At 71.0% G+C, this 25,269-nt stretch carries 26 protein-coding genes, 1 other RNA gene and 1 pseudogene; 17 read left to right on the top strand and 11 right to left on the bottom strand.

Translation table 11 applies throughout. The annotated features are described in order from the left end of the window. Positions 1 to 37: 37 nt before the first annotated feature. Complete coding sequence (locus tag AC3ET4_RS22885; protein ID WP_431952340.1) at positions 38 to 1,165, bottom strand: hypothetical protein; 1,128 nt, start codon at positions 1,163 to 1,165, stop codon at positions 38 to 40. Between the two features lie 181 nt (positions 1,166 to 1,346). Here AC3ET4_RS22885 and AC3ET4_RS22880 point away from each other — a divergent pair, with 181 nt between their 5' ends. The 3 genes from AC3ET4_RS22880 to AC3ET4_RS22870 are packed head-to-tail and all read left to right on the top strand — an operon-like array spanning position 1,347 to position 4,143. Beyond that, a complete protein-coding gene (locus AC3ET4_RS22880) occupies positions 1,347 to 2,210 on the top strand; it encodes a Nif3-like dinuclear metal center hexameric protein (protein ID WP_431952338.1) in 864 nt (287 codons plus the stop codon). After that, a complete protein-coding gene (locus AC3ET4_RS22875; RefSeq protein WP_431952344.1) occupies positions 2,207 to 2,950 on the top strand; it encodes a zinc ribbon domain-containing protein in 744 nt (247 codons plus the stop codon). Before AC3ET4_RS22880 ends, AC3ET4_RS22875 begins: the two co-directional genes overlap by 4 nt. Further along, positions 2,950 to 4,143: a bifunctional RNase H/acid phosphatase gene (locus AC3ET4_RS22870; RefSeq protein ID WP_431952336.1), complete on the top strand. Its 1,194-nt coding sequence runs from the start codon at positions 2,950 to 2,952 to the stop codon at positions 4,141 to 4,143. Before AC3ET4_RS22875 ends, AC3ET4_RS22870 begins: the two co-directional genes overlap by 1 nt. 130 nt (positions 4,144 to 4,273) lie before the next feature. On the opposite strand, the gene yaaA is transcribed toward AC3ET4_RS22870, so the two are convergent. Then, a complete protein-coding gene (gene yaaA / locus AC3ET4_RS22865; RefSeq protein ID WP_431952334.1) occupies positions 4,274 to 5,056 on the bottom strand; it encodes a peroxide stress protein YaaA in 783 nt (260 codons plus the stop codon). Between the two features lie 125 nt (positions 5,057 to 5,181). Here yaaA and rnpB point away from each other — a divergent pair. The 5 genes and pseudogenes from rnpB (at position 5,182) to AC3ET4_RS22840 (ending at position 9,112) form a co-directional block, all read left to right on the top strand. Further along, an RNA gene (rnpB, locus tag AC3ET4_RS22860) (RNase P RNA component class A) lies at positions 5,182 to 5,582 on the top strand. Positions 5,583 to 5,758: 176 nt separating this feature from the next. Further along, positions 5,759 to 5,928 (top strand): annotated as a pseudogene (locus AC3ET4_RS22855) (integrase); the annotation flags it as partial. Positions 5,929 to 6,165: 237 nt separating this feature from the next. Continuing rightward, positions 6,166 to 7,107, top strand: coding sequence for a hypothetical protein (locus tag AC3ET4_RS22850; protein WP_431952332.1), 942 nt, complete (start codon positions 6,166 to 6,168; stop codon positions 7,105 to 7,107). A 65-nt stretch (positions 7,108 to 7,172) separates the two neighbouring features. After that, positions 7,173 to 8,087 (top strand): hypothetical protein, encoded by a 915-nt coding sequence (locus AC3ET4_RS22845; RefSeq protein ID WP_431952330.1) that lies wholly within the window; start codon positions 7,173 to 7,175, stop codon positions 8,085 to 8,087. Continuing rightward, positions 8,087 to 9,112 (top strand): ImmA/IrrE family metallo-endopeptidase, encoded by a 1,026-nt coding sequence (locus AC3ET4_RS22840; RefSeq protein ID WP_431952342.1) that lies wholly within the window; start codon positions 8,087 to 8,089, stop codon positions 9,110 to 9,112. The genes AC3ET4_RS22845 and AC3ET4_RS22840 overlap by 1 nt, the downstream gene beginning before the upstream one ends. Before the next feature lie 9 nt (positions 9,113 to 9,121). Here the strand turns inward: AC3ET4_RS22840 and AC3ET4_RS22835 are convergent, their stop codons facing one another. The 3 genes from AC3ET4_RS22835 to AC3ET4_RS22825 form a co-directional block, all read right to left on the bottom strand. After that, positions 9,122 to 9,853, bottom strand: a complete 732-nt coding sequence (locus tag AC3ET4_RS22835; protein ID WP_431952328.1) for a hypothetical protein — start codon at positions 9,851 to 9,853, stop codon at positions 9,122 to 9,124. An 83-nt stretch (positions 9,854 to 9,936) separates the two neighbouring features. Beyond that, entirely contained in the window at positions 9,937 to 10,779 is an 843-nt protein-coding gene (locus AC3ET4_RS22830) for a TauD/TfdA dioxygenase family protein (RefSeq protein WP_431952326.1), read from the bottom strand. A 31-nt stretch (positions 10,780 to 10,810) separates the two neighbouring features. Continuing rightward, positions 10,811 to 11,689: an amino acid--tRNA ligase-related protein gene (locus AC3ET4_RS22825; protein WP_431952324.1), complete on the bottom strand. Its 879-nt coding sequence runs from the start codon at positions 11,687 to 11,689 to the stop codon at positions 10,811 to 10,813. Positions 11,690 to 12,193: 504 nt separating this feature from the next. On the opposite strand from AC3ET4_RS22825, the gene AC3ET4_RS22820 reads away from it, so the two are divergent. The 9 genes from AC3ET4_RS22820 to AC3ET4_RS22780 all read left to right on the top strand — a co-directional run bounded on the left by AC3ET4_RS22820 (position 12,194) and on the right by AC3ET4_RS22780 (position 20,461). Next, positions 12,194 to 12,469, top strand: a complete 276-nt coding sequence (locus AC3ET4_RS22820; RefSeq protein WP_431952322.1) for a hypothetical protein — start codon at positions 12,194 to 12,196, stop codon at positions 12,467 to 12,469. 132 nt (positions 12,470 to 12,601) lie between these two features. Then, entirely contained in the window at positions 12,602 to 13,642 is a 1,041-nt protein-coding gene (locus tag AC3ET4_RS22815) for a fatty acid desaturase family protein (protein ID WP_431952320.1), read from the top strand. Between the two features lie 102 nt (positions 13,643 to 13,744). After that, a complete protein-coding gene (locus tag AC3ET4_RS22810; RefSeq protein ID WP_431952318.1) occupies positions 13,745 to 14,890 on the top strand; it encodes an inosamine-phosphate amidinotransferase 1 in 1,146 nt (381 codons plus the stop codon). Between the two features lie 57 nt (positions 14,891 to 14,947). Beyond that, complete coding sequence (locus tag AC3ET4_RS22805; protein ID WP_431952316.1) at positions 14,948 to 16,270, top strand: JmjC domain-containing protein; 1,323 nt, start codon at positions 14,948 to 14,950, stop codon at positions 16,268 to 16,270. Continuing rightward, positions 16,267 to 17,097: a DUF3865 domain-containing protein gene (locus AC3ET4_RS22800; RefSeq protein WP_431952314.1), complete on the top strand. Its 831-nt coding sequence runs from the start codon at positions 16,267 to 16,269 to the stop codon at positions 17,095 to 17,097. Before AC3ET4_RS22805 ends, AC3ET4_RS22800 begins: the two co-directional genes overlap by 4 nt. Then, positions 17,097 to 17,531, top strand: coding sequence for a GFA family protein (locus AC3ET4_RS22795; RefSeq protein ID WP_431952312.1), 435 nt, complete (start codon positions 17,097 to 17,099; stop codon positions 17,529 to 17,531). Before AC3ET4_RS22800 ends, AC3ET4_RS22795 begins: the two co-directional genes overlap by 1 nt. A 124-nt stretch (positions 17,532 to 17,655) precedes the next feature. Further along, positions 17,656 to 18,528 carry a dimethylarginine dimethylaminohydrolase family protein gene (locus AC3ET4_RS22790; RefSeq protein ID WP_431952310.1) on the top strand — a complete coding sequence of 291 codons (873 nt, stop codon included), beginning with the start codon at positions 17,656 to 17,658 and terminating at the stop codon, positions 18,526 to 18,528. Positions 18,529 to 18,599: 71 nt separating this feature from the next. Beyond that, positions 18,600 to 19,874, top strand: coding sequence for a cation:proton antiporter (locus AC3ET4_RS22785; protein WP_431952308.1), 1,275 nt, complete (start codon positions 18,600 to 18,602; stop codon positions 19,872 to 19,874). After that, positions 19,871 to 20,461 carry a nitroreductase family protein gene (locus tag AC3ET4_RS22780; protein WP_431952306.1) on the top strand — a complete coding sequence of 197 codons (591 nt, stop codon included), beginning with the start codon at positions 19,871 to 19,873 and terminating at the stop codon, positions 20,459 to 20,461. Before AC3ET4_RS22785 ends, AC3ET4_RS22780 begins: the two co-directional genes overlap by 4 nt. Here AC3ET4_RS22780 and AC3ET4_RS22775 read toward each other — a convergent pair whose 3' ends face one another. The 6 genes from AC3ET4_RS22775 to AC3ET4_RS22750 form a co-directional block, all read right to left on the bottom strand. Continuing rightward, positions 20,462 to 21,790 (bottom strand): NsdA family TPR-like regulatory protein, encoded by a 1,329-nt coding sequence (locus AC3ET4_RS22775; RefSeq protein ID WP_431952304.1) that lies wholly within the window; start codon positions 21,788 to 21,790, stop codon positions 20,462 to 20,464. Positions 21,791 to 21,943: 153 nt separating this feature from the next. Further along, positions 21,944 to 23,137: an acyl-CoA dehydrogenase family protein gene (locus AC3ET4_RS22770; protein ID WP_431952302.1), complete on the bottom strand. Its 1,194-nt coding sequence runs from the start codon at positions 23,135 to 23,137 to the stop codon at positions 21,944 to 21,946. Between the two features lie 164 nt (positions 23,138 to 23,301). Then, positions 23,302 to 23,841 carry a GAF domain-containing protein gene (locus AC3ET4_RS22765; RefSeq protein WP_431952300.1) on the bottom strand — a complete coding sequence of 180 codons (540 nt, stop codon included), beginning with the start codon at positions 23,839 to 23,841 and terminating at the stop codon, positions 23,302 to 23,304. Beyond that, positions 23,838 to 24,452 carry a GTP-binding protein gene (locus AC3ET4_RS22760; RefSeq protein WP_431952298.1) on the bottom strand — a complete coding sequence of 205 codons (615 nt, stop codon included), beginning with the start codon at positions 24,450 to 24,452 and terminating at the stop codon, positions 23,838 to 23,840. Before AC3ET4_RS22760 ends, AC3ET4_RS22765 begins: the two co-directional genes overlap by 4 nt. Next, the gene (locus AC3ET4_RS22755) at positions 24,427 to 24,798 is read right to left on the bottom strand and encodes a DUF742 domain-containing protein (RefSeq protein ID WP_431952296.1); all 372 of its coding nucleotides are present in this window, start codon (positions 24,796 to 24,798) and stop codon (positions 24,427 to 24,429) included. Before AC3ET4_RS22755 ends, AC3ET4_RS22760 begins: the two co-directional genes overlap by 26 nt. A gap of 1 nt (position 24,799) precedes the next feature. Next, positions 24,800 to 25,249: a roadblock/LC7 domain-containing protein gene (locus tag AC3ET4_RS22750; protein WP_431952294.1), complete on the bottom strand. Its 450-nt coding sequence runs from the start codon at positions 25,247 to 25,249 to the stop codon at positions 24,800 to 24,802. Between the last annotated feature and the right edge of the window lie 20 nt (positions 25,250 to 25,269).

The following is a 25,269-nucleotide window of genomic DNA, read 5'->3' as shown; positions in this document are numbered from 1 at the left end:
CGTGCGGGTGCGCGGAACGCCGGAAGAGTGTACCCACTCAAGATCGCGTCGCCAGAAGCGCCTTCTGCAACGGGAGCACGGGGCAGGTGCGGCCGCCCTCCGGAACGTCCGCGCGAGCGCCCTCCGCCGCGCTCCCCACCGGAGCAGGGACGGGGACCGCGGGCGGCGCCTGGTACTCCGCGGCACCGCACGGACAGTGCGCACAGGCGTACGGCAGGCGCAGCGTCCCCCCGGGCGACCACAGCCCCGCCCCGGCCAGCCAGCCCTCCGGCGCCGACAGCCAGGTCGCGCGGCGCTCCCCGGGCCGCCACACCACGATCGACGTGCCGTGCGGACCGTCCGCGCGCAGCGCCACCGCGCACGCCTCCGGCATCAGCACCTGGCCGGGCTGCGCCGCGAACGGGGTCAGCACCGCGTCCGGGACGCGCAGGCACTCGGCGAACCGCATGGGCCGCCGGCTGCCCAGCACGCCCCAGCCGATGCGGTCCTCGCCCGTGGCGTCGCTGCGCACCACCAGCAGCCCGCTGTCCGGCTCCGCCAGCAGCAGGCGGTCGTTGCTCGCCTCGGTGATCTGCAGCAGCGGGCTGACCGCCCCGGCCCGCTCCAGGTCGACGGCGACCGTCTTGACCGTCCCCTCCGCCTCGCGGTCGAGCGCCAGCAGCCGCCCCGTCCGGTCCAGCCACGCGCCGCCCCCGCAGCGCCCCGGGACCTCCGCCAGCCGGCGTGGACGCAGCGCCTGGTCGTCGTGGACGAGCCACACGGCCGACATCTCGCGCACCGGGTCGTAGGTGAGGGCGTACACCTCGCCTGAGGCGACCGGAGGCAGCAGCCGCGCCTCCGCGTCCCCGCCCGGGAGCGAGCCGACGAGATGCTCGCCGGTGCCCGGACCGGCCGGGTAGAGCAGGACGATGTCGTGGCGGTCGGCGACCCGGCGGCGGATCACCACGCGGCCGTCGGGCAGCGGCGTCACCTCGGAGCACTGCTCCTCCGGCTGGTTGCCGGGCAGGGGCACGGTGTACGGCTCCGGCCCGCCGAGCGTCCAGCGCTCGGGATACCAGCCGTCGCCGCCCGGTCCCTGGGCGAGGCAGGCGGCGTAGGAGCCGTCCGCGGCGATCGTGAACGCGGCCCGCCGCACGGTGGTGGTCTCGGTTGCGCAGGCTGTCATGGTGTCGCTCACCTCCACGCCACGACGCTAGTTTTCGCACGCCCGGTCGTCCGACAAGAGTCGGTCGTCTTCACACGTAAGAGTGGCTCCCGTCTCCTTCCGCCGGACTTCGGATGCTCGATGTGCTCATGACCAGCCCGGGGATTCCGGCGGCCTGGCGGCGGCGCGGTAACCTCGACCCGTGCCGAAACTGTCCGTCGTCATCGCCGCCCTCGAAGCCCTCTGGCCCCCGGCGTGGGCCGAGCAGTGGGACGCCGTCGGCCTCGTCTGCGGGGACCCGGACGCGGAGGTCGGCCGCGTGCTGTTCGCCGTCGACCCGGTCCTCGAGGTCGTGGAGGAGGCGATCGCCGTCGGCGCCGACCTGCTGGTCACACACCACCCCCTCTACCTGCGCGGGACGACGACGGTGGCGGCGACCGGCTTCAAGGGCCGCGTCGTGCACACCCTGATCAAGAACGACATCGCGCTGCACGTGGCGCACACCAACGCCGACCGGGCCGACCCCGGCGTCTCCGACGCCCTCGCCGAGGCCGTCGGCCTGCGGGTCACCGGCCCCCTCGTGCCCGACCCCGCCGACCCGGCGGGCCGCCGCGGCCTCGGCCGTGTCGGCGAGCTGACGGAGCCGGTGACGCTGGCGGAGTTCGCCCGCCGGGCCGCGGCCGGCCTGCCGGCCACCGCGACCGGACTGCGCGTCGCGGGCGACCCCGAGCGGCAGGTCCGCACCGTCGCGGTCTGCGGCGGCTCCGGCGACAGCCTCTTCGACGACGTGCGCAGGGCCGGGGTGGACGTCTACCTCACGGCCGACCTGCGCCACCACCCGGCGTCCGAGGCACAGCAGGCGGGCCCGCCGGCGCTGGTCGACGCCGCCCACTGGGCCACCGAATGGCCCTGGTGCGCCCAGGCCGCGCGCCGCCTCGACGAGCTCTCGCAGCGGCACGGCTGGGCGCTGCGCACCTATGTCTCGCGCGCCGTCACCGACCCGTGGACGGCCCACGCCCCGGCACTTCCCCTTGACGAACCCACGACCTCAGGAGCCCCCCGCTGAAAGCCGCGCCCGCAGACCAGATCCGACTGCTCGAGGTCCAGGCCCTCGACTCGCGCCTCGCGCAGCTGGAACACAAGCGCAAGAACCTGCCCGAGCACGCGGAGATCGAGCGCCTCGGCTCCGACGTGACCCAACTGCGCGACCTGCTGGTCGCCGCCCAGACCCAGGAGAGCGACACCGCCCGCGAGCAGACCAAGGCCGAGCAGGACGTGGACCAGGTGCGCAAGCGCGCCGTCCGCGACCAGGAGCGGCTGGACTCCGGCGCGGTCTCCTCCCCGAAGGACCTGGAGAACCTGCAGCGCGAGATCGCCTCGCTCGCCAAGCGGCAGAGCGACCTCGAGGACGTCGTCCTGGAGGTCATGGAACGCCGCGAGGGCCTGCAGGAGCGGGTCCAGGAGCTGACCGGGCGCCTGGAGTCCGTGCAGGCCAAGGCCGCCGAGTCCGAGGCGCGCCGCGACAGCGCGCTGCGGGAGATCGACGCCGAGGGCTCCACGGTCGTCAAGGAGCGCGACATCATGGCCGCGTCGGTCCCCGCCGAGCTGCTGAAGCTCTACGACAAGCTGCGTGCCCAGTCCGGCGGCGTCGGCGCCGCCCGGCTCTACCAGAAGCGGTGCGAGGGCTGCCGGCTGGAGCTGAACATCACCGAGCTCAACGAGGTGCGGGCGGCCGCCGCCGACGAGGTCGTGCGCTGCGAGAACTGCCGGCGCATCCTCGTCCGCACCCCCGAGTCGGGTCTGTAATGGCCCGTACGTTCGTGGTGGAGGCCGACGGCGGGTCCCGGGGCAACCCGGGACCGGCCGGGTACGGCGCCGTCGTCCGCGACGCCGCCACGGGCGAAGTCCTCGCCGAGGCCGCCGAGTTCATCGGCACACACACCAACAACGTCGCGGAGTACCGGGGCCTGATCGCCGGGCTGCGCGCCGCGTGCGCGCTCGACCCGCAGGCCCGGGTGCGGGTGCGGATGGACTCCAAACTGGTCGTCGAGCAGATGTCCGGCCGCTGGAAGATCAAGCACCCGGACATGCGGCCGCTGGCCGCCGAGGCGAAGGCGCTCCTGCCGGCGGAGCAGGTCAGCTACGAGTGGATCCCGCGCGAGAAGAACAAGCACGCCGACCGGCTCGCCAACGAGGCGATGGACGCGGGCAAACGCGGCAGGCAGTGGGAGCCCGGGCGCTCCGCCGCAGCACTGGCCACCGCCGCCACGGAGCCCGTGCCGGTGCCGGTCGGCGACGGCGCGAGTGAGGGCGCGGCCGCCACGGCCGGCGAGGCACTCAAGGCCCCGCCCGTGGGCTGGGCGTCGGCGGCCGACCTCGGCACGCCCACCACCTTCGTGCTGCTGCGGCACGGGGAGACCCCGCTCACCGCGGAGAAGCGCTTCTCCGGCAGCGGAGGCGACGACCCGGACCTCTCCGAGAAGGGCCGCCGGCAGGCGCAGCGCGTCGCCGACGCCCTCGCCGCCCGGGGCACCGTCCAGGCCGTCGTCACCTCACCGCTGGCCCGCTGCCGGCAGACCGCGCAGCTGGTGGCGGACCGGCTCGGGCTCGACGTACGCGTCGACGAGGGGCTGCGCGAGACCGACTTCGGTGCATGGGAGGGGCTGACCTTCGCCGAGGTGAAGGAACGCCACCCGGCCGAACTCGACGCCTGGCTCGGCTCCGCCAAGGCCGCCCCGCCCGGCGGGGAGAGCTTCGCCGCCGTCGCCCGCCGGGTCGCCCTGGCCCGGGACAAGCTCATCGCCCGCTACGCCGGGCGCACGGTGCTGGTGGTCACCCACGTCACGCCGATCAAGACCCTCGTGCGGCTCGCTCTGGGGGCCCCGCCGGAGTCGCTGTTCCGGATGGAGCTGTCGGCGGCGGCGCTGTCGGCGGTGGCGTACTACGGGGACGGGAACGCGTCGCTGCGACTGCTCAACGACACGTCCCACCTGCGCTGACGCGGCCGTCGTCGCGCGCGGCTCGGGGCGCACGGGGCGGGACCGGGGGTGCCCCCCGCCCGCCCCATGTCCCGGGTGGCCGACCGCCGGTGGGGGCGTCGCACGGGATACGGGACGCCCCGCGCGGCGCTCAGTGGACGTCCGTCACCAGCACGTCGAGGCGGCCGGGGCCGGCCACCTCCACCGTGAAGCCGAGGTCGCGGAGCGCCACGACCAGCGCGTCGGGGTTTTCGGGGCGCGCCCCGGACTCCAGCAGGGCTCGCACGATCCGCCCCTTCGTCGCCTTGTTGAAGTGGCTGACGACCTTGCGCGTCTGCGCCTGCACCACCCGCACCGTCGCCGTCCGCCCCGCCAGCGCGCTGCGCGGTGCCGGCTTCCACGCCGCCCCGTACGCCGTGGACCGCAGGTCGAGCAGCAGGCCGCCGCCCGCGGCCTCCGCCGCGTCGGGCAGGGCCTCGGCGAGGTGCGTGCGCCAGTACGCGGCGAGCGGCCCGAGCGCGGGCAGCTTCACGCCGATCGAGCAGCGGTACGCCGGGATCGCGTCGCGGACGCCGACCACGCCCCACAAGCCGGAGAAGACCAGCAGGGACCGGGCGGCGCGGCGGCGGGCCGCGGCGTCCAGGGTGCCGAGGCCGAGGGCGTCGTAGAGCACGCCGGTGTAGATCTCGCCGGCCGGCCGGGTCGGCGCGTCGCGCAGCCCCGCGTTGCGGGCGATCTCGCCGCGCAGGCCGGGGCTGAGCCCGAGCACGTCCGCCGCCTTGTCCTCGTCGCCGCCGGAGCAGAGCCCGACGAGCTCGTCCAGCACCGTCGCTCGGGCCGTGGTGAGCCCGGGCAGGGAGAGGGTCCCCAGGTCGACGGCGGGGCCGTTGCCGTCGGAGGCCTTGCCCTCGGACGGCGGTAGCAGGACGAGCACGGTGGTTCTCCTTCACGTTTCCTCGTGCAGCAGCCTACGGCCGTCCGAGGCGGGCCCGGCGCCTGCCTCGTCCCGCCCTGCGCCGGGCCGGCCGTCCCGTCGACTACCATGGTCACCACGGCAGACGAGCCGAGCGGGCGGCCGCGTCAGGACCTCGGTCCTGCCGAGGAACGTCCGGGCTCCACAGGGCAGGGTGGTGGGTAACGCCCACCCGGGGTGACCCGCGGGACAGTGCCACAGAAAACAGACCGCCGGGGCCGCAAGGCTCCCGGTAAGGGTGAAACGGTGGTGTAAGAGACCACCAGTGCCCAGGGTGACCTGGGCAGCTAGGTAAACCCCACCCGGAGCAAGGTCAAGAGGGACCGTCGCGAGACGGTCCTGCGCGGACGTTCGAGGGCTGCCCGCCCGAGTCCGCGGGTAGACCGCACGAGGCCGGCGGCAACGCCGGTCCTAGATGGATGGCCGTCGCCCGGCCGGCCGCGAGGCCGACCGGGGACAGAACCCGGCGTACAGCTCGACTCGTCTGCCCCCACCTGCGGCTTTGCTTGGGAAAGGGCCTCTGACCTGCGTCGGAGGCCCTTTCCGGTCTTTCGGGGGCTTGCCGCGTTAGGCGGCGGAAAGTCCCTCGGAAGTCCCTCTGACAGCGCTGAAAGTCCCTGCAAAGTCCCTGGGACGGAGAGGCAGGGGGATGCCCCGCGGGGGCTGCTCGCTCTGCCTGTCGCCGTCGACCTCGACACAGCGAACAAGGCGCTGACGATCGGCCGCAGCACGGATTACGCGCTGGCGAAGCGGGGCGAGTACCCGGTCATGCTCCTCAAGCTCGGCAACGCGGACGTGTGGTCACAGCGGATCTCCACCGCCTGCTGGGTATCGTCCCGGAGGGCGGACGCGGGGAGAGCGAACTCGCTGTATGGCCCATCGGCCGGACGGCGGGTCGGGCCTGCCGCTCGTCCGTGCCCAGAGTGTTCTCACGCATCGCCGCTCGCAGCCGGGCGAGCATCCTCGTGCTGACCCAACCGGCGTGGCGGATCCCCGTCCGGGCATCGGGAGGTGTATAGGAAGAGGCCAGTGCGGACGGCGCAGTCCGCAGGGTGAGGCCGAGGTGGTCGATGGCGGGCGGGGCGCACGAGGAGCTGGCACGGTACGGCCAGCTTGGTGATCTGGGTCTTGAGTTGCTGCGACGCGTCGGGCGTCAGGTGGCACGATCCCAGGGATTCCCACCGCCCGAAGGTCATGCCGCGTGGACAGACGAGGCCGTCGACGAGCTCCTGTTCGAGATGATCAGCAGGAAAGGCGAGAACTTCCTCCTGACCTGCTTCCTGAAGACGGTCGACGACGCCTCCCTGGAGAAGATGTTCTTCACGTCGATCAGGAATTTCCTGATCGACGAAGCCAAACGTACCGAGCGGGGAAAGCTGCGGCGGCGCTTCGCCGCGCGCCTTGGCGCGGACAGTCGGTTTCGCGCGGTGGCTGGTACTTCGCCCCGGTGGGCCCTGACCTCTCATCCGCCCGGCGCCGTCTGGCAAGGCGATCTTGATGAACTGGTCAAAGCCGCCTGGGAAGTGCGTGGAGTATGGATCACTGCCTGGAACCACTCCGGGCCGACTCCCAGGGAAACCGTGCGCGCCCTGATGGCCGTACTCACCGGAGTGCTGGAGGCAGCAGGTGGAGCGGTCCGGGAGGAAGAACTGGCCAAGGTTCTTGAAGCCCGCTTCGAGCTACTCGCTCCTGCCGAGTTCATCGCGCTGTACGCGGATGATGGCGCGCTCATCGACTCTGCCATCGATCCGGAACACGGGACCGTTCCCGTGGAGGCCGAGACCGTAGCCGGGGAAATCTGGGCCGACATGTCCTCGCAGGAGCGGAGGCTCCTGTCGCTCCTGGAAGACGATCCGGCAGAAGTCTCCGTCCTGCTTGGACTCGGGCGCCGACAGACGTCCGCGATCATGGATGCGCTGCGTGAGAAGCTCATGCTGGCTCTGACCGCTGCAGGTAGCGATCCCCGAGAGGTAGCCGCAGCGCTGCTGCGCCGCAGCAGTGAACCCCCCTGACGTTCGGCGAGTGACGTCGTTTGTCCATAGTGGGAACAGACCGCCGAGAGGAATGGGGCCGCCCGATGAGCCAGGCATCGAGCAGCGCATATGAGCGGCTGCGCGCTACAGCCGCCCAGCTGCATGTTCCCGATGCGGTCTGTACCGCGGCGGCGGCAGCGCCGGGTGATCCCCGACCGGGCCAGATCTGGCGCGCTGTGTGGGAAGGCGTCGTCGAGGTTGTGGCTATCGCGGCGGTCGATGACACTGCGGTGCACGCCTTGCCGGTCTCCCTGGAGACACGCTTCCATGACTCCGACACGGTGCTGCTGCCCGCCGAGGCTTCCACCCTGGAGCAGCCGTTTGCCCTGTGGTGCGGTCTGGGTAGGCGTCTCCCGTGGTATGTCCTGGACCGGCAGGTCAGCGAGCTGTCCGTTCCCTTGGAAGCCGACGGCTCACCCGCCCCGGATGCCTCCGGGTACCGCTATGGCAGCCCCCTTCCCAGTCACGCCTCGCAGGCGGCCGAATTCCGCTCGACCCTCGCCGACACCATGGACGTGCTGGCGACGGCGCGCTGGGCGCCTCGGGGCAGTGGCGGTCTGCCTGCCCTGCTGAAGCAGTGCGGCTTGGGTCCCACCGAACTGATCCATCGCCTGAGCATCAAGCCACCGCGCGCCCTCGCGCTGCTGCGCGCGCAGGCACCGCTCACCCCGCCCGAAGCTCGCCTCCTCGCACCGACCCTGGGCATGTCTGCGGACGCGATCCTGGCTGCCAATCCGCCGTTGCCCGACCGTTTGGTGCACGAGCTGAGTCGCCCCGCCCGCCGCGAACAGATCCGTCGGCTCGCCCACCTCACCGGAACCGCTGAACAGGAAGCCCGCCGGCAGGCACTCTTTGCCACACTCACACTGGCAGCGCGTCAGGAGCGCCCTGCGGAAGCGGACTGGCCTGCTCGGGTAGACCGCTATTTCCACGTTCACCTAGGCCCGGAGAGCGAGTGATGGACTACCTGCGCCGTGCCGCGGCCCGTACCCAGGCCAAGGCCATGCTCGCCGTTCTGCAGCGCGACCACCCCGGCGCTGCCGAGCGGTTGGGCGACGGCGCCCTTGACGAGCTGCGGCAGTGGCCCGGCCTTGAGGTCAGGGACGTACCCGACGATCGCTCCAGCGGCGGTTGCAGTGTCTCCGGCGCCTATTTCGCTGGCACTCCTGCCGTCCTCGCCGTCGCCACCTCTGCCAGCCTGGCCCGCCGCGAGTTCACCGGTCTCCATGAGCTGGGCCACCACCTGCAGCAGACCGTGGTGGAGTTGATGGACGTGCTGCTTGCCGAGTCCGACGGTGGCGCCGCCCTGGAGGATGCTGCCTGCGATGCCTTCGCCGCCGACATCCTTCTGCCCGACACACTCGCCGATCGCCATATCACTGCCGTCGGCCCCACGGCGGACGCCGCAGTCGCGCTGTGGCGGGTGAGCAATGCCTCCCGTATGGCGGCGTGCGTGAAAGCCAGCGAACGCCTCCCAGCTCCCGGCCACATCCTGCTCCTCGACCGCGACGGCATCCTCGCCTTCGGTGCCTCCCACGGCCTGCCCCCACTGCGGCGCGGTAGCGACCAGAGCCAGGTCCCGGTCCTGCGCACGGCCTTGTCGGGCCAGGGACACGCCGAGGGACGTGGCCGGCTTGCCTACCGTGACGGCGCCGTCGCCGGTGAGGAGCTGTACCTGCAGACCGCGGCCATGGACGGCTACGTCCTGGCCGTCGCCGTCACCGACCTCGCGCCCTGGAGGACCTTCGCGCCCTCCGTTCGATACAACGGCCCCGAGCCCGCTAGCTACACCTGCGCACACTGTGGGGAGGACTTCACCTCCTTCGCCCGCGCCTGCGCACGCTGCGAGTCCGCCCCGTGCCCCGACTGCGGCTGCTGCGGCTGCGACCGCAAGGTGTCCGAGCGCCAGTGCAAGGCCTGCTTCGTAGTCCATCCGGCGGCCATGTTCGACGGCGCCAGCAGCCGCTGCCGCGACTGCGACTGAACCCTCTCGTCACACCCGTCGCACTACCGCCGAGTTACGTCGTCTGTCCCAAGCGAAGGCACCCACCCCGGGCGCCCCACCACGTACGGGACCCCGGAGCCGGCACCGGGTACCACGATCTACCCGGCCGGCAGAAACGAGCACGACAGCACGATGAGCGACAGCACCAAGGGAGCCTTCGACGCCTTCGATGAGGAACTCAACCTCGACGGCCGCGAGCGCAAGAGCGCCCAGAAGCGGCACAACGAGATCACCGAACACCTGGTGAACGCCGGCCTGGCCATCGCCCGCGTTGACGGCCTTCATCGTCTCGTCGGGAAAGTCGGCGAGAAAGTGCCGCACCGGGAGCTCGGCGGAGAAGTACCCCGTCATGCGGGCCAGCGCGGCGAGCGACCGCTCCAGGTGCTCGGCGGTGCGCAGGTAGCGGGAGACGTAGTCGGAGTGGGGCGAGTAGATGTGCAGTCCGAAGTCGTTGGTCACCTCGGCGGCCGCGGGCGTTGGCGGCAGTGAGCGCAGCAGGATGTCGAGCGCGTCGGGCCCGGTGACCGGAAGGTGGTCGTGCAGGCCCTGGCTGGTCCGGGCGATCCGGGCGCTCAGCTCCAGCCGGGGAAGGTCCGCCATTACCGACGCCACGAACGTGTCGGCGTCGAACTCGGCGCACGCTGCCCGGACTTCGCGGCCGATGCGGGCGATGCGCTCGGCGTTGAGGGCGGTCTCTTTCAGGGGAACCTTCGCGGTCATGGGTAAACCCTAGGGGCGGCTACGGGGGCATCCTCGTGTTCTCGCCGCGGGTCCTCCGGCGGTGTGAACGCGCGGGCTTTCGGCTATCGGACGGCGGCGCGGTACAGCAGCCGGCGGTGGCGGGAACTGTCACAGGGAGAGGCGGTGTGGAGGGTGGCGAGGTTGTCCCACACGACCAGGTCGCCCTGCTCCCAGCGATGACTGTAGACGTACGGCGCGCTGGTCGTGTGCTCCAGCAGCTCCTCCAGCAGCGCGCGGCTCTCCTGCTCCGCGAGCGTGCTGATGCCGCTGATCACCATGGAACCGAGCAGCAGCGAGCGGGCGCCGGTTACGGGGTGGGTCAGCACGAGCGGGTGTACGACCTCCGGACTCGCGGCCAGGCTCCCGTCGGCGATCGACGACTGGCCGCCGCTGGCCTGGCTCTGCAGCGCGCCGAGCCGCTCGACGGAGTGCACCGCGCGCATCGGCTCAATCCGCTGCCGCACCGCCGGGGCGAGGCCGGCGTATGCGCGTGTCGCGTCGGCGAAGCGGGTCTCACCGCCGCTTGCCGGGGTGATGACCGAGTAGAGCATCGTCGCCGAGGTGAGCTGGGGCTTGAAACTGTTGTCGGCGTGCCACTCCTCCTCGTTGTCCCCGTCGTAGACCCCGATGTGCTTGCCGTCCTCGACGATGTTGCTGATGACGGTCAGCCCCGGGAAGCCACCGACGGCGTACCGGCGGTCGACGCCGATGTCCACCGTCCCGAAACAGGAGGCGACGGTCAGCAGATCGGCGTGGGTCAGGTGCTGGCGGGGCACGATCAGCAGCCGGTGCCGATGCAGGGCCGCCGTCAGCTGGGGCGCGAGCCTCTCGGCGTCGGTCGCGAGATCGGCGTCGACGACGGCGCCGAAGCCGCTCTCGTCGAGCGGGCGCAGCGACAGGTCCATCGCCACTCCTTCCGGACAGTGACCTGATCGGTCAGAACTGGGGCGAGGGCTGGAAGACGCTGATGTCCTTGACGCCGGAGGCGGCCATGCACAGCCGCTCGATGCCTATGCCAAGTCCGACGCTGCTGCCTGGGACACGTCCCGTGTCGATCGCCTCCCGGGCCAGGGCCTGCTCGTCGTCGTACAGGTCCACCGCGCGGGCCCGGTCGACGAACGCGGCCCCGTCGGGCTCGTCCTCGTAGCCGTGGACGACCTCGATGCCGTCGACCAGGACCTCGAAGCGGTTGAGGACGCAGGTCGTGCCGGGCGTCAGCCGCGCGCACGGCTCGTCCCCACCGACCGGGTACTCGGTCAGGAACAGCGCGGCACCGGTGCTCTGGGGTTCGAGCTCGCGCTCCACGTACTGCCCGAGGACCGTCTTGAACGGCACGTCCACGCCTATGCCCAGGTGGGCGGCCATCTGAGCAGGCAGGTCGCCGAGGGGCTCGCGGTGCAGGTCGATGCCGAACTGGTCGCGGACGTGGTCGGCGACGGACACGCGCTGCGGGCTGTAGGGGAGGTGCGGGCCGATCAGCCTCTCGGCGAGCGCCAGGAGGAAGTCGAAGTCCTCGCCGGCGGCGTAGAGGTCGAGCATCTGGAACTCGGGTGCGTGCAGCGCATCGGGCTTCTCGGGCCGGAAGCACGCGCCGATCTCGAAGATGCGCCGGTGGTACTCCAGGTTCACGCGCAGGGCCGGGCCGATCATCGCCCGCAGGAACCGCCCGCCGTCATAGTCCAGCGGCAGACGTCGCCCCGGGCCGAGGTCGGCTCTGCGCATGGTCGGGGTGGTCACCTCGACGAAGGTCTCCGCGCGGAGGGTGTCCCGCAGGCTGAACAACAGGTCGGACTTCATGACGACGGGGTTGAGCACGGGTGCTCCTCAGGCCGTTGTTTCCAGGTGGAGTTCGTGGGAATCCGGGCTCCACGATGATCTGTCGTGTGGGTCCCCGGCGGGCCCACAAAAGTAGCCGCGCCCGCACGAGCAGCAGAAGCCCTCCTGCCCGCCCTGCCGCGCCCAACGGGCGCGAAACAGGGCCCGTTCAGGAACAGAATTTGTCGTTTTCGCAGGTCAAAAGCGGTGTACGCGCAACGGGGACGCAACGGTCCCATGCAACCGGCGCAACGGCCAGAGCCGTTGCGGCCCTCCTCGGCCCGGTTCTAGCGTGACTGGCCAAGCGCCCGGCGTGACCGCCACGCCACGCTCCTCCCAGGTGGAGGAGACGTGCTCCGGCGCGGCCCTCTCCACCCCGGCGTTCGCCCACGCCACGGCGTGCCGAGCCGACGGTCCAGCACCTCGCCGGACCCACGGCCCGGCAGTTCCACAGCCCGATCACCCGGACTCGCGGATCACCCGCGACCGAACAGGGAGAACTCGATGACCGCTACCGCCGGAATGACCCCGGACACCGGCCTGAAGGCCGGAATGACCCCGGACACCGGCCTGAAGGCCGGCATGCGCCCGGACGCCGTGGACCTGAAGCTCGGGATGCGCCCCGACGCCCCCGTGCTGAAGGCCGGCATGCGACCGGACGCCCCCAGCCTGAAGGCCGGCATGCGCCCCGACGCCGCGGACCTGAAGCTCGGGATGCGCCCCGACGCCCCCGTGCTGAAGGCCGGCATGCGCCCCGACAGCGCCCTCGTCGCCGCCTGACCCGCGGCTGAGCCACCCCTTCGTCGCACTCCGGCGCGCCCGCCAACGGCAGGTCGCCCGTGCTGCCCGCCCCGCGGGGGCGCGCCGGAGCCCGGCCCCCCTTTCATCCGTACCGCGTCGACTGGAGAACTGATGGGCAGCCCCGCCGCCGGCAGGACCCGCCAAGGCACCGGAGCGTCCGGCCCTGTGCGCAAGGCCCTCGGCCAGCAGCTCATCGCCGACCTGGAGAAGCTCTGCGGGCGCCCGACCATCGGCCTGTGGGACGTCGCCTGGGACCTTATGGCGATCGCCGCCGCAGCGATCGCCGGACACCTCATCGGCCACGTCGTTGGCCCCCTGCTCGCCGTCTGCTACATCGGGGTGCGCCAGCGCCACCTGTCCAACCTCGGCCACGAGTGCGTGCACTCCAAGCTCATGGCCACCCGCCGCGCCAACCGGATCGTCGGTTACCTCCTGACGGGTCTGCTCGGCGAAGGCTTCGAGCCCTACCGCAGCAGCCACTACGTCCACCACGCCAAGCTCGGCTCCGACGACGACCCGATGTTCCAGTCCTATCGCTCCGGCAACATCCGCGCCGCGGGCCGGGCGCCCAGCCGCCGCGCCTTCGTCCTGCGGGTCATCGTGCGCAACGCCCTGTGGCGGCTGCCGAAGACCGCGGTGCTGACCCTGCTCACCTGCGCGCCAGGGGAGACCTGGCGGGCCCTCGCCGCCCGGGCAGTGCTGTGGGCGGGGGTCGTCGCCGCGCTGTGGCCCGTGGGCGGCGTGCCGTACCTGCTGCTCTACTGGCTGCCCCCCCTCGTCCTGGTGCGGCCCGTCGTCACCTGGATCACCGATCTCGGCAACCATGCCGGGCTGATCGAGAACGGCGACATCCTCCTGCAGACCCGCGGTTGGACCTCCCACTGGCTCACCCGGCACCTGCTCGGCGGCCATCTCGACGACATGTTCCACCCCATCCACCACTGGTGCCCGCAGATCCCCTGGCGGCGCCTGCCCGAGGCCCGCGCCCTCACCGCGCAGCACCTGCCACGCTTCGGTGAAGTGCCTTGGTGCTCCGGCTACTTCTTCCGGCGCCGCGCCACCCCCGACCAGCCGTGCGTGATCGAGGACATCATCACCCGGCTCGCCGCCCCCGCCGCCTGCACCTCACGTCGGCACGCCTCGGCCGCCTGACCTCCCCCGCCCGACCTTGAACCCCGAACGGCACCGCCCACCCCGGCCGCGCGGCCGGAGCCAGGCGCGCGCCGTCGCCCGCCGCCGAGGAGGCGGCCCACCATGCCCCAGCCCGCGCCCGCCTCGTCGCCGGCCCTGAACAGCTTCGACGAGTTCACCCGGCTCGACGAAGTCGTCCTCGGCCGCGCCGATCACTACGACGCCCACCACACCGACACCTCGTGGCGGCTGTTCTTCTACGACAACGTCGCCCCGGTCCTCGGCCGGCACACCAGCCCGTCAGGGGAAGAGCTCCTGCCGATCCCCGCGCAGCTCGTCGACGAGCTCAACGAGGACATCGCCGGCCTGGCCGACGCCCTGACCGGATGCGGGGTGAAGGTATTGCGGCCCGCGGCGCCCGGCAAGGACGTCGACATCCGCTCCCCGCACTGGGACGCCAGGGCCACCCCGCCGCTCAACGTCCGCGACCAGACCATCATCCTCGGCAACACCATCGTGGAGACGGCACCCCACGTCCGTGCCCGCATCTTCGAGAACGACCTGCTCAAGCCCGCCTTCTACCGTTACTACCAGGACGGGGCGAACTGGCTGAGCATGCCGCGCCCGGCCCTGGCCCGCGACTCCCTGGACACCGCCTACTTCACCCGCCAGAACATGGACGTCAGCCGCGCCACCGACGGCGAAAGCGCCGGCGCGATTGAGGGCCTGGGCCTGGAGATGGTCTTCGACGGCGCGCAGTGCATGCGCCTGGGCCGCGACGTCCTGGTCAACGTCGCCAACTACAACCACGAAGTCGCCCTGCGCTGGCTGCGGGACAACATCCGCGGCCTGCGGTTCCACCGCCTGAACGCCATGGCCGACAACCACATCGACAGCGTCCTGGTCCCGCTGCGCCCCGGCCTGATGCTGCTGCGCTCCCCGGCCTACCTGAAGTACCTGCCCGAGGACATGCAGTCCTGGGACGTGATCTACGCCCCCGACACCGACGACCGCAGTTTCCCGGACTACAGCGACCTCGGCTTCGTCATCCCCATCGGCAGCCGGTACATGGACATCAACCTGCTGTCCATCGACGAGAACACCGTGGTCGTCAACTCCCTCTACCCGGAGCTGATCGAGGTCCTGGAGCGCCGCGGGTTCACCGTCGTCCCGGTCCGCCACCGCCACCGGCGCCTGTTCGGCGGCGGTTTCCACTGCTTCACCCTCGACACCGTCCGCCGCGGCGGCCCCGAGGACTACTTCAACTGACCCCATTCCCTTCCGTTTCCGGCCACGGCAGCCCGCCCCAACGTCAGGAGAGCCTTGATGGACACCGCCTACCCCTGGCCGCCCGACCAGACCTTCTGGACCGGCACCTTCCCCGACCACACCACTGGGCGGACCACGCCCTTCCTGTTCAAGGGCATCATCCCCGCCAGCGCGGCCGGGCCGGACGAGGCCCTGGCCGGCTTCGAGGCCATCCGCCGGGCCCACACCGCCGGCACCGACATCAAGGCGCACGCCCGCGTCTACGTCGGTGAGGAGCGCCGCGACGACCTCCTGCCCCAGGCGCTGACCGCTCCGTCATGGAACGGGGGCGTGGACGCCTTCGTGCCGTGGATGCAGGACCTCGTGGGTGCCGAGCGGTTCTCCCTGGTCATCAACAACCTGGAGACTGTCAGCCCCGCACTCGCCGCCGGCCTCGGCACCTTCCTGGGGACCCTCATCGACGGGTGGGGCCTGCCGCTGGGTGGCGCCGAACAGGTCGCGTTCGCAGGGAACTACGCGGGCACCGCCTTCGGGATCCACGAGGGCTACGAGGACGCCTTCCTCGTCCACCTCGGCCCGAACGCCAAGAACTTCTACTGCTGGCCCGCCGAGACGTACGAGAAGCTCACCGGCGGCAAACAGCCCTCCTTCGGCGACTATCGCGCGCTGCTTCAGGAGGCCGAGCACTTCCTGCTGGAGCCGGGCGACGCCCTCTTCCTGCCCCGTCGGGTCTTCCACGTCGGAACCCAGGACACCTTCTCCGTCTCGGTGGCCATGCCGCTGTACACCTACCCGTACGCGCAGATCCTGCAGAGCCGCATCATCCCCGACGTCCTCGCCGACCTGGCCGGGGACGGGCCCGACGACCCGCTCAACGAGCCCTCCGCGATGGCGGACACGACCGCCGGGCCCAGCGCCGTCGCCGACCGGCTGGCCGGCGTCGGCCGCGAACTCCTGCACTTCGCCGCCGACGGCGTCCGCGACGCGGCCCACCAGCACGCCGAGCGGCGGTGGGCCACGCTGCTGAGCAACGGCGGCTGGGAACTCGTCGAGGGCGACCTCTCCCGTCAGGAAGCCGCGAACGCCTTCGACCCCGAGCAGGTCACGCCGGGCGCCGAGGTCCGCGTGATCGCCCCCTACCAGGTGACCACCCTGCCCGACGACGGCGACTCCCGCCAGCTTCTGCTGCGTGGCCACCAGCCGGGCGTCGCCCTCGACGGCGCGGGGATGGACCGGGACGCCGTCACCGCCCTCAACCGCGGCGACACCCTCGTCCTGCCCGACAACGCCGCGCTCCTGACGGCCGTCTGCGCCCTGGGAGCCACCGGCGGCCTGCACCTGACCCCCCGCCCCGCCGACACCGAGGACGCCGACGCGTGACCCCCGACAACAGCCTCGTCCAGGCATACCTGAAAGCCCACCCCGAGACGCAGAGCGCCGTCAACGGCACCCTGCTGGGCAAGTTCACCTCCGGCGCCGCTCTGGTCACCGCGCACCTGGCGCCGCTGGTCGACTGGGCGTACGCGCGTATCGCCGAGAAGGTCGGCGCCGCCGACCTCAACGAGCGACAGGCTCGGATGTACATCGGGGAGCTCTCGGTGTTCGCCCGCTACAACGCCCAGTACCTCAAGGCGGCTGCCACCGCCGTGGAGGGCTACTGCCCCGAGCTCGCCCACGAGCTGCGCCGCAACCACCTGGAGGAGGGCGGCGAGCGCGGCAAGGTGCCCGCGCACTACGTCCTCTACACCAACGCCCTGCTGTCCGACCTCGGCCTGCTCGTCAACGGCCACGTGCCCGCCCCCGAGACCGAGACGCTGGTCAACCTCCACCAGTGGATGGTCGGCTCGCACATGCCCAGCCACATCGCCGGCGCCTACTACGCCACCGAGGCCGTGGCGATCGCCGAGACCGAGATCCTGCGCGACATCACCAACCGCTACGGCGAGCTGACCATCGGCCGCAGCGGCAGCGAGCTCAAGGCCCTGCACTACTACTACGAACTCCACCTCGAGGACGAGCACGAGGCCGCCCAGGTAGCCGGCATGAGCGTCGAGGCCGCCCACATCGAGGGCCTGGCCCGGTTCATCAAAGAGAGTGAACTCTTCCACATCGACCTTCCCCAGGCTCTTGACGGCTGGCTGACGATCACCGAGGGGATGACACACTGGTGGGCTCAACTCGCCCACCGCGCCTCGGAGATGAACTGATGAACGCCACCCCCGACATCGTCGCCGCCTCCCAGGAGCGCTCCGGCGGATGCCTGTGCGGAACGATCCGCTTCACCGTCAAGGGCGAGGCCGTCTACCCGCACACCTGCAGCTGCCGGCACTGCAAGAAGCTCGGCGGCGGACCGATGATGTGGTGGGCCGGATTCGCCCCCGAGAACGTCACCTGGACCAACGGTGTCGAACCGACCTGGTTCACCACGTTCGAGGACGAGGCCCAGCGGGGCTTCTGCCCGAACTGCGGCAGCCGCCTCGCGGCGATCGACAGCGACGTTCCCGAGCTCGGCATCGTCGTCACGGCCCTGGACGACACCAGCGGCGCCGATCTCGTCCCCGTCAACCAGTCCTTCCGCGACGACGCCGTGCACTGGCTGCCCCAGGTCCCCGACACCCAGAAGAAGTGCCTCGTCGACTGACACCCGCGAGACCTCCGGGGGCCGGCAGCCCTGACCTGCCGGCCCCCGGGACCCCGCACCTCCTGGGACCGTATGCGCCGCGTCCGGCTCACCTCCGACCCGTCCCGCACCCCGCCCAGGAGAGATGATCGTGCTCACCCCGCACGCCACCAGCGAGTACGGCGCCCTGCGCCACGTCGCCATGCGCCACGCGAGCGACGTCACCACCGACCTCGACGGCCCCGACATCCACCCCGTCCTGACCCGCCAGAAGACCACCAGCTCCTGGCAGCCGTACGACCCGGCCACCGTCCGCGCCCAGCAGGACACCCTGATCGACCTCCTCCGCGGCCGCGGCACCGAGGTGACCCTCCTCGACGCCGCGCCGGGCTGCCCGGTCCAGCACTACCCCCGCGACATCGCCTTCGTCATCGACCACGTCCTGGTCATGGCGCGCCTGAACGCCACGCACCGCCGCCCCGAGGCTGACGCGCTCGCCCCGCTGCTGACCGGCGCCCCGCACGTCGCCCACCTGGACGAGGGCACCATCGAGGGCGGTGACGTCGCCCTGCACACCGGCACCGTCCTGGTCGGCCTCGGCGAAGAGACGTCACCCGCGGGCGTGGCGGCGCTGCAGCGGGCGCTGGCCCAGCACGGCGTCGACCGCGAGGTCCGACCGGTCCGCTTCGCCACCAGCGGCATCGTCCACTTGGACGACCACTTCAACATCGTCGCCCCCCGCACCGCCCTGATCCACCGCGCCGTCTTCCCGCCCGCCGAACTGAGCTGGTTCGAGCAGCATTTCGATCTCATCGACCTCACTGGGGCAGAGGCGCGGGCCGTCCAGGCCAACGTCCTCGCGATCGCTCCGGACAGCGTGATCGTCGCCGCCGGCAGCGGCCGCATCGCGTTGGAACTCGCCGCACGCGGACTCGAGGTTCTCACCGTCGACTACCGCGAGGTCACCCGGATCCCCGGCTCGCTGCGCTGCACCACCCTGCCGCTGACCCGCGCCTGAGCCACCCCGATCTGCGCCCGCGACCGGCCCCGCACCGCCGTGTGGTCCTCCGCCCGACTCCTGGAGCTGTCGTGTCCGACCCGTTGCTGCCCCTGCTCCTCGCCGTCCCGGCCGTGGTCCTCGCCTGCCAGGCCGGTGGGCGGGCCGTAAGGCTGCTCGGCCAGCCCCCGGTCATCGGCGAAATCCTGGCCGGTATCCTGCTCGGCCCCTCGCTGCTCGGGTGGCTCGCCCCCACCGTCCAGCACCACCTTCTGCCGCCCTCAGTCCTGCCCATCACCTCCGCCCTGGGCAACCTCGGCCTCCTGGCGTTCCTGTTCCTGATCGGACTGGAACTCGATCTGCGCAGCTTGCGCACCACCCGCGGTGCCGTCGCCGCGGTCAGCCTCACCGGCCTCCTGCTCCCTATGGTCCTCGGCGCCGCACTGGCCGCCGCCCTCTACCCGCACTTCGCCCCCGACGGGGTCGGGCGGCTGCCGTTCACGCTGTTCGTCGCCGTCGCCCTGAGCATCACCGCCTTCCCGGTCCTCGCCCGGATCCTCGCCGACCGCGGCTTGGAGACCACCGCCCTGGGAACCTTCGCCCTGGCCTGCGCCGCCACCGACGACGTCCTCGCCTGGTGCCTGCTCACCGCCGCCGTCGCCCTGGCCACCACCGGCACCGCCCTGTCGGCTCTGACCACCCTCACCCTGACCGCCGCCTTCGCCGTCGGCCTCGCCCTCATACGCCCCCTGCTGCGCACCATGCTCGAGCGCGCCGGCCGCACCAGCGATGAACTCGTCCTGGCCCTCCTGTTCGCCGGGCTGTGCCTCAGCGCCTACACCACGGACCAGATCGGCGTGCACCCCGCCTTCGGCGCCTTCCTGTGCGGCGCCGCCGCCCCCCGCGGCCTTCCGGCCGTCGAGCGCAGCGCCGCGCGCATCCGCGCCGTCGTCCTGCCGCTCCTGCTGCCGCTGTTCTTCGTCGACGCCGGCCTGCACACCGACTTCTCCAACCTGCCCGCCGGACAGTGGGGCTGGGCAGCGGCCATCCTCGCCGTCGCTGTCGTCGGCAAGTGGGGCGGCGCGGCCGGCGCCGCCCGGCTCACCGGCTCCGACTGGCGCTGGTCGGCCGCAGTCGGCACGCTCATGAACTGCCGCGGCCTGACCGAACTCGTCGTCCTGGGCATCGGCCTGCAGACCGGCGTCATGACCGAGACCCTGTTCACCCTCTTGGTGATCATGACCGTCATCACGACCGGGGCCACCGCCCCGATCCTCCGGCGCGTGGCCGGCGACGACCCGCGCATGACCCCGCCGGCACCCCACGACGATCCCGAGCGTGCCCCGGCCCGGGAGGCGGCCCGATGATCCGAACCCCGAACCCGGTCCTGGACGCGGTCCTCACCCGGCGCAGCGCCCCCCGCCTGACAGCCCCCGCCCCCAGCCGCGCCGACCTGGAGCGCCTTGTCCAGGCCGCGGCCACCGCACCCGACCACGGGCGACTTCGCCCATGGCGGCTGGTCGCGGTGACCGGCGACGAGCGGGCCCGACTCGGTGACGCGTTCGCTGAAGCCGCCGCCTCACCGGAACAGGCCCGCCGGGCCGTCTCCAAGCCCCTGCGCGCGCCCCTGCTCCTGTCGATCGTGCACCGGTCCGTGCCAGACCACCCGAAAGTCTCCGAATGGGAGCAGCTGGCCGCCACCACCGGCATGGTCGTAACCTTGTCGCTGCTCCTGCACAGCCACGGCTGGGCGTCGATCTGGCGCACCGGCCAAGTCGTCGAGGCGCCACAGGTCCGCAAGTACCTCGGTGTCACCGGTGGAGAGCAGCTATTGGGCTGGTTGTACGTCGGCACCCGGCATGACGACGACACGAGTCCGAAGCGCTCACCATGCGACATCAGCGCCCGGATCAGATGGACACATGACGGTGCGTCCCGTGCCGCCCGCCGGTGATCAGAAGCCACGGAGCGGTACTCCTGCTTTCAGGTGATCGAGGCGTTCGGTGAGCCGTCGACTCATCAAGTGCTGGGAGACCTGGATGGCACGCTTCGTCACAGCCGCGTGCTCGGCCGACTCGCCGCGTAGCCGTGCCAGCTCGGCCTCGGTGATCAGGAGCTCGAGCGTGTCGCGCGTCCGAACCGACGGAAGCGCTGACGCTTCCTTCAGGGCCTGCGCCCCCTGGTCTGCCATCCCGGCCACAACGAACGCCCACGCTGCTTGGCTCTCGAGCTCACGACGGTCGAACCATTCCAGCGATGTCGGGCTGGTACTGCTGCGAGCACGGGCGAAGAACTCGCGAGCCTGATTCACCGCCGCCACGACGTGGTCCGGCCGTCCGTTCAGTGCCCATGCCCGAGCCTCTGTCACGCACGCATAAGCTTTGACGAGGGGAGGTGCGCCCTCGGCTGCCAGCACGGCACTTCGTGCGTGGGCCAGCACATCCCCCCGTCCGCCCTGCGAAGCCGCCAGTCGGACCTGGTGGATGTGGACCCTGGTGATGCGGGCGCGATCGCCGATCGCCTGCGCCAGTCGCATCGCCTGGAGGTCGTATCGCTGTGCCAGGCCGGGAAGTTGATCGTCGTAGGCCATCGAGGCCATCGCGAGAACAGCGTCCACCACGCTGCCGTACAGTCGACGTCCGGTCCGTGCGGAAAATGCTCCGTTCAGCATCGGTGTGGCGTGTGTGTCCATCATCGACGCGAACACACTGCGGAACTTTCCCCCACCATGCTGGGAATCCAACTTGCCGTACAGCCGGGTCTGTTCATCCAGCAACTCGATGTCCGCCACAGTGACCTTGCGCTGCCCGCGGCCATCGATGTCGGCATCCGCTGGCATCACGAGTGCTTCCCGCGAGGCGGGACCGAACACAGTGGGTGAGAAGGCACTCTTGACGACGTTGCGCCGGCGCATGGCGTCCAGGCTCCACAGCTTCGAGAGCATGCGCACGGCGTGGGGAACGTCCAGATACTCCAACGACTGTGCCGCGACCGCGCCGGTGCCGGATGGCCAGCCCAAAGTCTCTGGCGTCACGATTCGGTGCAGCGCTGCCGACAGCACGTGGCACGCGGCGGCGGCGAGGTCGTCATTCGGAGTCGCGCCCTTGCACCACCGTGAGACGGTACTCGGGACCACGGCGTAGGGCAGGCGGGTCGCCTCACAGCGTGCGGCGACCCGCCTGGCGAAGCCGCTGATCGACCAGTCCAAGGCATCCAGATACTTCAGTAATACTTCGTTGTGCTCTGTGTGTAGCAATCGCGGACTCAGCATCGTGCCGCCCATGGCAGTGGTGTATGGGAACGTTTGCGGTCGGAGACCGGACAGCGAGAGCCACGGATCCGGCCGCCGTCAGGACGTGTCCCGCCCCGGAGTAGGGGCATGACGCGCGGGCCTTGCCGGCGTGCACGTGGTGGACAGGAACCCTGGTCAGGTGACCTACTCGGCCGTCCCCCCGGCCTGCGTGGCCAGGCGTTGGGACCACTGACCCTTGTCCTGGCCGAGGGTGGTCTCAGCGAGTCGGAGGAGTTGTATGTCAGAGGTGCCTGCGGGGGCGTAGACGTGGTGGGCGTCTCGCAGGTAGCGCTCCAACGGCCCATCGGTTGTGAGGCCTGCGGCTGCTTCGATCTCCATTGCGGCGCGCGCGGAGTCCATTGCGGACTCGGCGTTGATGAGCTTGGCGTTCATCAGCTCCGTGTCGCAGGCCGCGCCGGTGTCGAGGAGGTGGGCGGCGTGGTAGGCGGCGAGGCGGGCGGTCATCAGGCGTGAGGCGATCTGGCCGATCTTGAGTTTGATGTTGGTCAGGTGGTGGAGGGGCTTGCCGTAGCGGTGGCGTTCGGTGGCGAATCGGGTGACCTCTTCGAGGATGGCCTGGTGGATGCCGAGGGCGACGGCGGTGAGGTTCGGGCGGCCGTACAGGACGCTGGAGGAGTAGGCGATGTCCCGGCCGTCGCCTTCGTCGCCGAGGCGGTTGTCTGCTGGGATGCGGCACTGGTCGAAGACGAGTTCACCGAAGCTGAATCCGCGCAGGCCCAACGACTCCGCATGGGGCGGAAGGGTGAGTCCCGGCCGGTCTGCCTCGACGAGGAAGGCGGTCAGGCCGCGTGATCCGGGCCCGGTACGCGCGACGACGCCGTGAACGTGGCCGATGTGGGAGTTCCCGACGTACGCCTTGCGGCCGGTGAGGACGTAGCTGTCGCCGTCGCGGACAGCGGTGGTCTCCATGCCCAGGACATGACTGCCGGAGACAGGCTCGGTCACCGCGATCGTGGGCAGGCAGGATCCGTCGGCGAACCGCGGCAGCCACGTACGCTGCTGATGCCGGTTGCCGTAGTGGATGACCTTGGCGACACCAAGCATGGACGCCTGCACCAGGGCGCCCATGGCGGCGCTGGTGCGGGAGAGCTCCTCGATGATGATGGTCTTGGCGAGGTGGCCGGCTCCCATGCCTCCGAAGGCGGGGTCGATGGTGGCACCGATCCACCCCTGCGTGGCTATGGCTTGGGCGAGGTCGCTCTCGGCGGTTCCCGCCTTCTCCATGGCCGGTACGCGGGGTGCGACGTACGTCTCGGCGAAGGCACGTACTTCCTTGCGCAGTTGCTGGTGTGCCGGCGTCAGGTACCAGTCGGACATGGTGTGGGATCCCCTCACTGCTGGGTGGCATGGGTCGAGTCGTTCGACAGCACGCGGGAGCCGGTTGGGTAGGCGGCTGCGTGGGCCGGGGCCTCCTGGGAGAGGCGGACTCGGATGCCCCGGCGGTGCAGCGTGCGACGACGCTTGAGTGGAGAAGTCAGAGCTCAAGGGGATGGGGGCTGCCGGCCGGACCGCTGGAGGATGTGGGCCATGACCTCGTCCCGGATCTCCTTGATGAGGGCAAGGGATGACCTGCCGGTGGCCTGAGGTTTCTCCGTGGGGCCGACCGCACACACGGTGCCGAGGACGACGCCGTCGTGGATCAGGGGCGCGCCGGTGTAGGTGCGGATGCCGAGCAGATCGACCACTGGGTCGCCTGCGAACCGGGGGGCGGCGAAGACGTCGGGCAGGACCAGGGGGAGGCCGCGCTCGACCACGACCCGGCAGAACCCGTGGTTGAGCGGCATGGTGCGGCCGAGCGGCGGTGCGTCGGGACCGGCGGGGGCGTGTAGGCCGACGAACTGCTGCTCGCCAGGGGAGAAGATGTTGACCATGGCGTAGGGAACGCCTTCTTCCTGGGCAAGGCGTGCGGCGTATGCGTCGAGTTCGGGGTCGGCGGCCCCAGAGAGACCGAGTTCCCGCTGTATCTCGGCACGGCGCTGCTCGACGCCCGGTGGGGCGGTGTGAGGGAGGTCGGCGGTCATGTGTGGGCTCCGTGGCTGGTGAGGGACCGGGACGCCGCGTTGGCGAGGCTGTGCTGGACCAGGGTGACGATCACGGTCAGGGCGGAGGAACGGTCGCGCGCGTCGCAGGTCAGGTAAGGCACGGACGGGGAAAGCTCCAGGGCACTGCGGACCTCCTCGTCGGTGTAGTGGTAGCCGCCGGAGAACCTGTTGATGGCGACGACGAAGGGGATGTCGCGCTCTTCGAAGTAGGTGACGGCGGCGAAGGATTTCTCCAGGCGGCGGGTGTCGACCAGGACGACGGCGCCGACGGCGCCGAGGCACAGGTCGTCCCAGATGAACCAGAAGCGTTCTTGGCCCGGCGTGCCGAACAGGAACAGGACCATGGGGCGGGGCTGGTCGAAGGTGATCCGGCCGAAGTCCATGGCCACCGTGGTGGTGGTCTTGTCGCCGATGCCTTCCAGGTTGTCGGTGTCCTGGCTGGCGGCGGTGAGGACCTCTTCGGTGGTCAGTGGCGGGATCTCACTGATCGCCCCGACGAGGGTCGTCTTGCCGACGCCGAAGCCTCCGGCGATCACGATCTTCAGTTCCGCTACCGAGGGACGGTTACGCGAGGGCTTTGAGTCCAGCAAGGACGTCCTCCAGAAGCTTCACGTTGGTGTCAGCGTCGCGGGGTGCCGGTGGGTTCAACGCCAGGGCGTGAATGTCGAGGAGATCGCTGACGAGGATCTTGGTCACCTGCACGGGATGGTCGGTGCGGGCCGAGAGCTCGGCGACCGAACGCGGGTGGCCGCTGCACAGCAGCAGCAACGCCTCGCACTCCGGGCTGAGCACTGCGGTGGTGCCTGCGGGACGCGTGCTGAGCATGGAGGTCAGACTGAGGTCGTACTGCGGTTGGGTGCGACCCCCGGTGACCGCGTAGGGGCGGATGTCTCCCAAACGGCTGCCGGCCCAGACGTCGCGAGGGACGGCCGGCACGTCACTGACCCCGTCCGGACGGCTGCGTCTGCCGGGTGTGCACCGTGAGGTGCTCTTCCAGCGCCTTGATCAACTTCTTCATCTCGTAGCCGACCTCGCCCGGATCGGCGCGCTCCGTGGTCAGTACGCCCAGGAGCGTCCCGACGAGGCGGGGGTCGGCCGCGCTGCCCTCGGCGCTCATGACGAACAGAGCCCCGGCATCATGTTCCACGACGACCTGTCGCACTCCCCCAGGGGAAGTGACGAAAGCGCCACGCGCCAGGGAGAGCAGACCCGTCATCACTGCGGCCAGCTTCTCGGCCTCTGCGGTGTCCTGTTCGCTCCATGCGATTTTCAGGCCGTCGCCGGTGGCCAGCAACACGTGCTCGGTGCCGGTCACCCTGCTTCTCAGGTCAGTCAGCAGTCCGTCGAGCGGGGTGCGATCCTCGTCGATCAAGCGGTTGGTCTCCATGGAAAATCTCCTGAGCCTTT

Source organism: Actinacidiphila sp. bgisy167 (assembly GCF_057707665.1).
The sequence above is the reverse complement of the archived record's forward strand: the minus strand, read 5'-3'. Positions and strand labels throughout refer to the sequence as shown.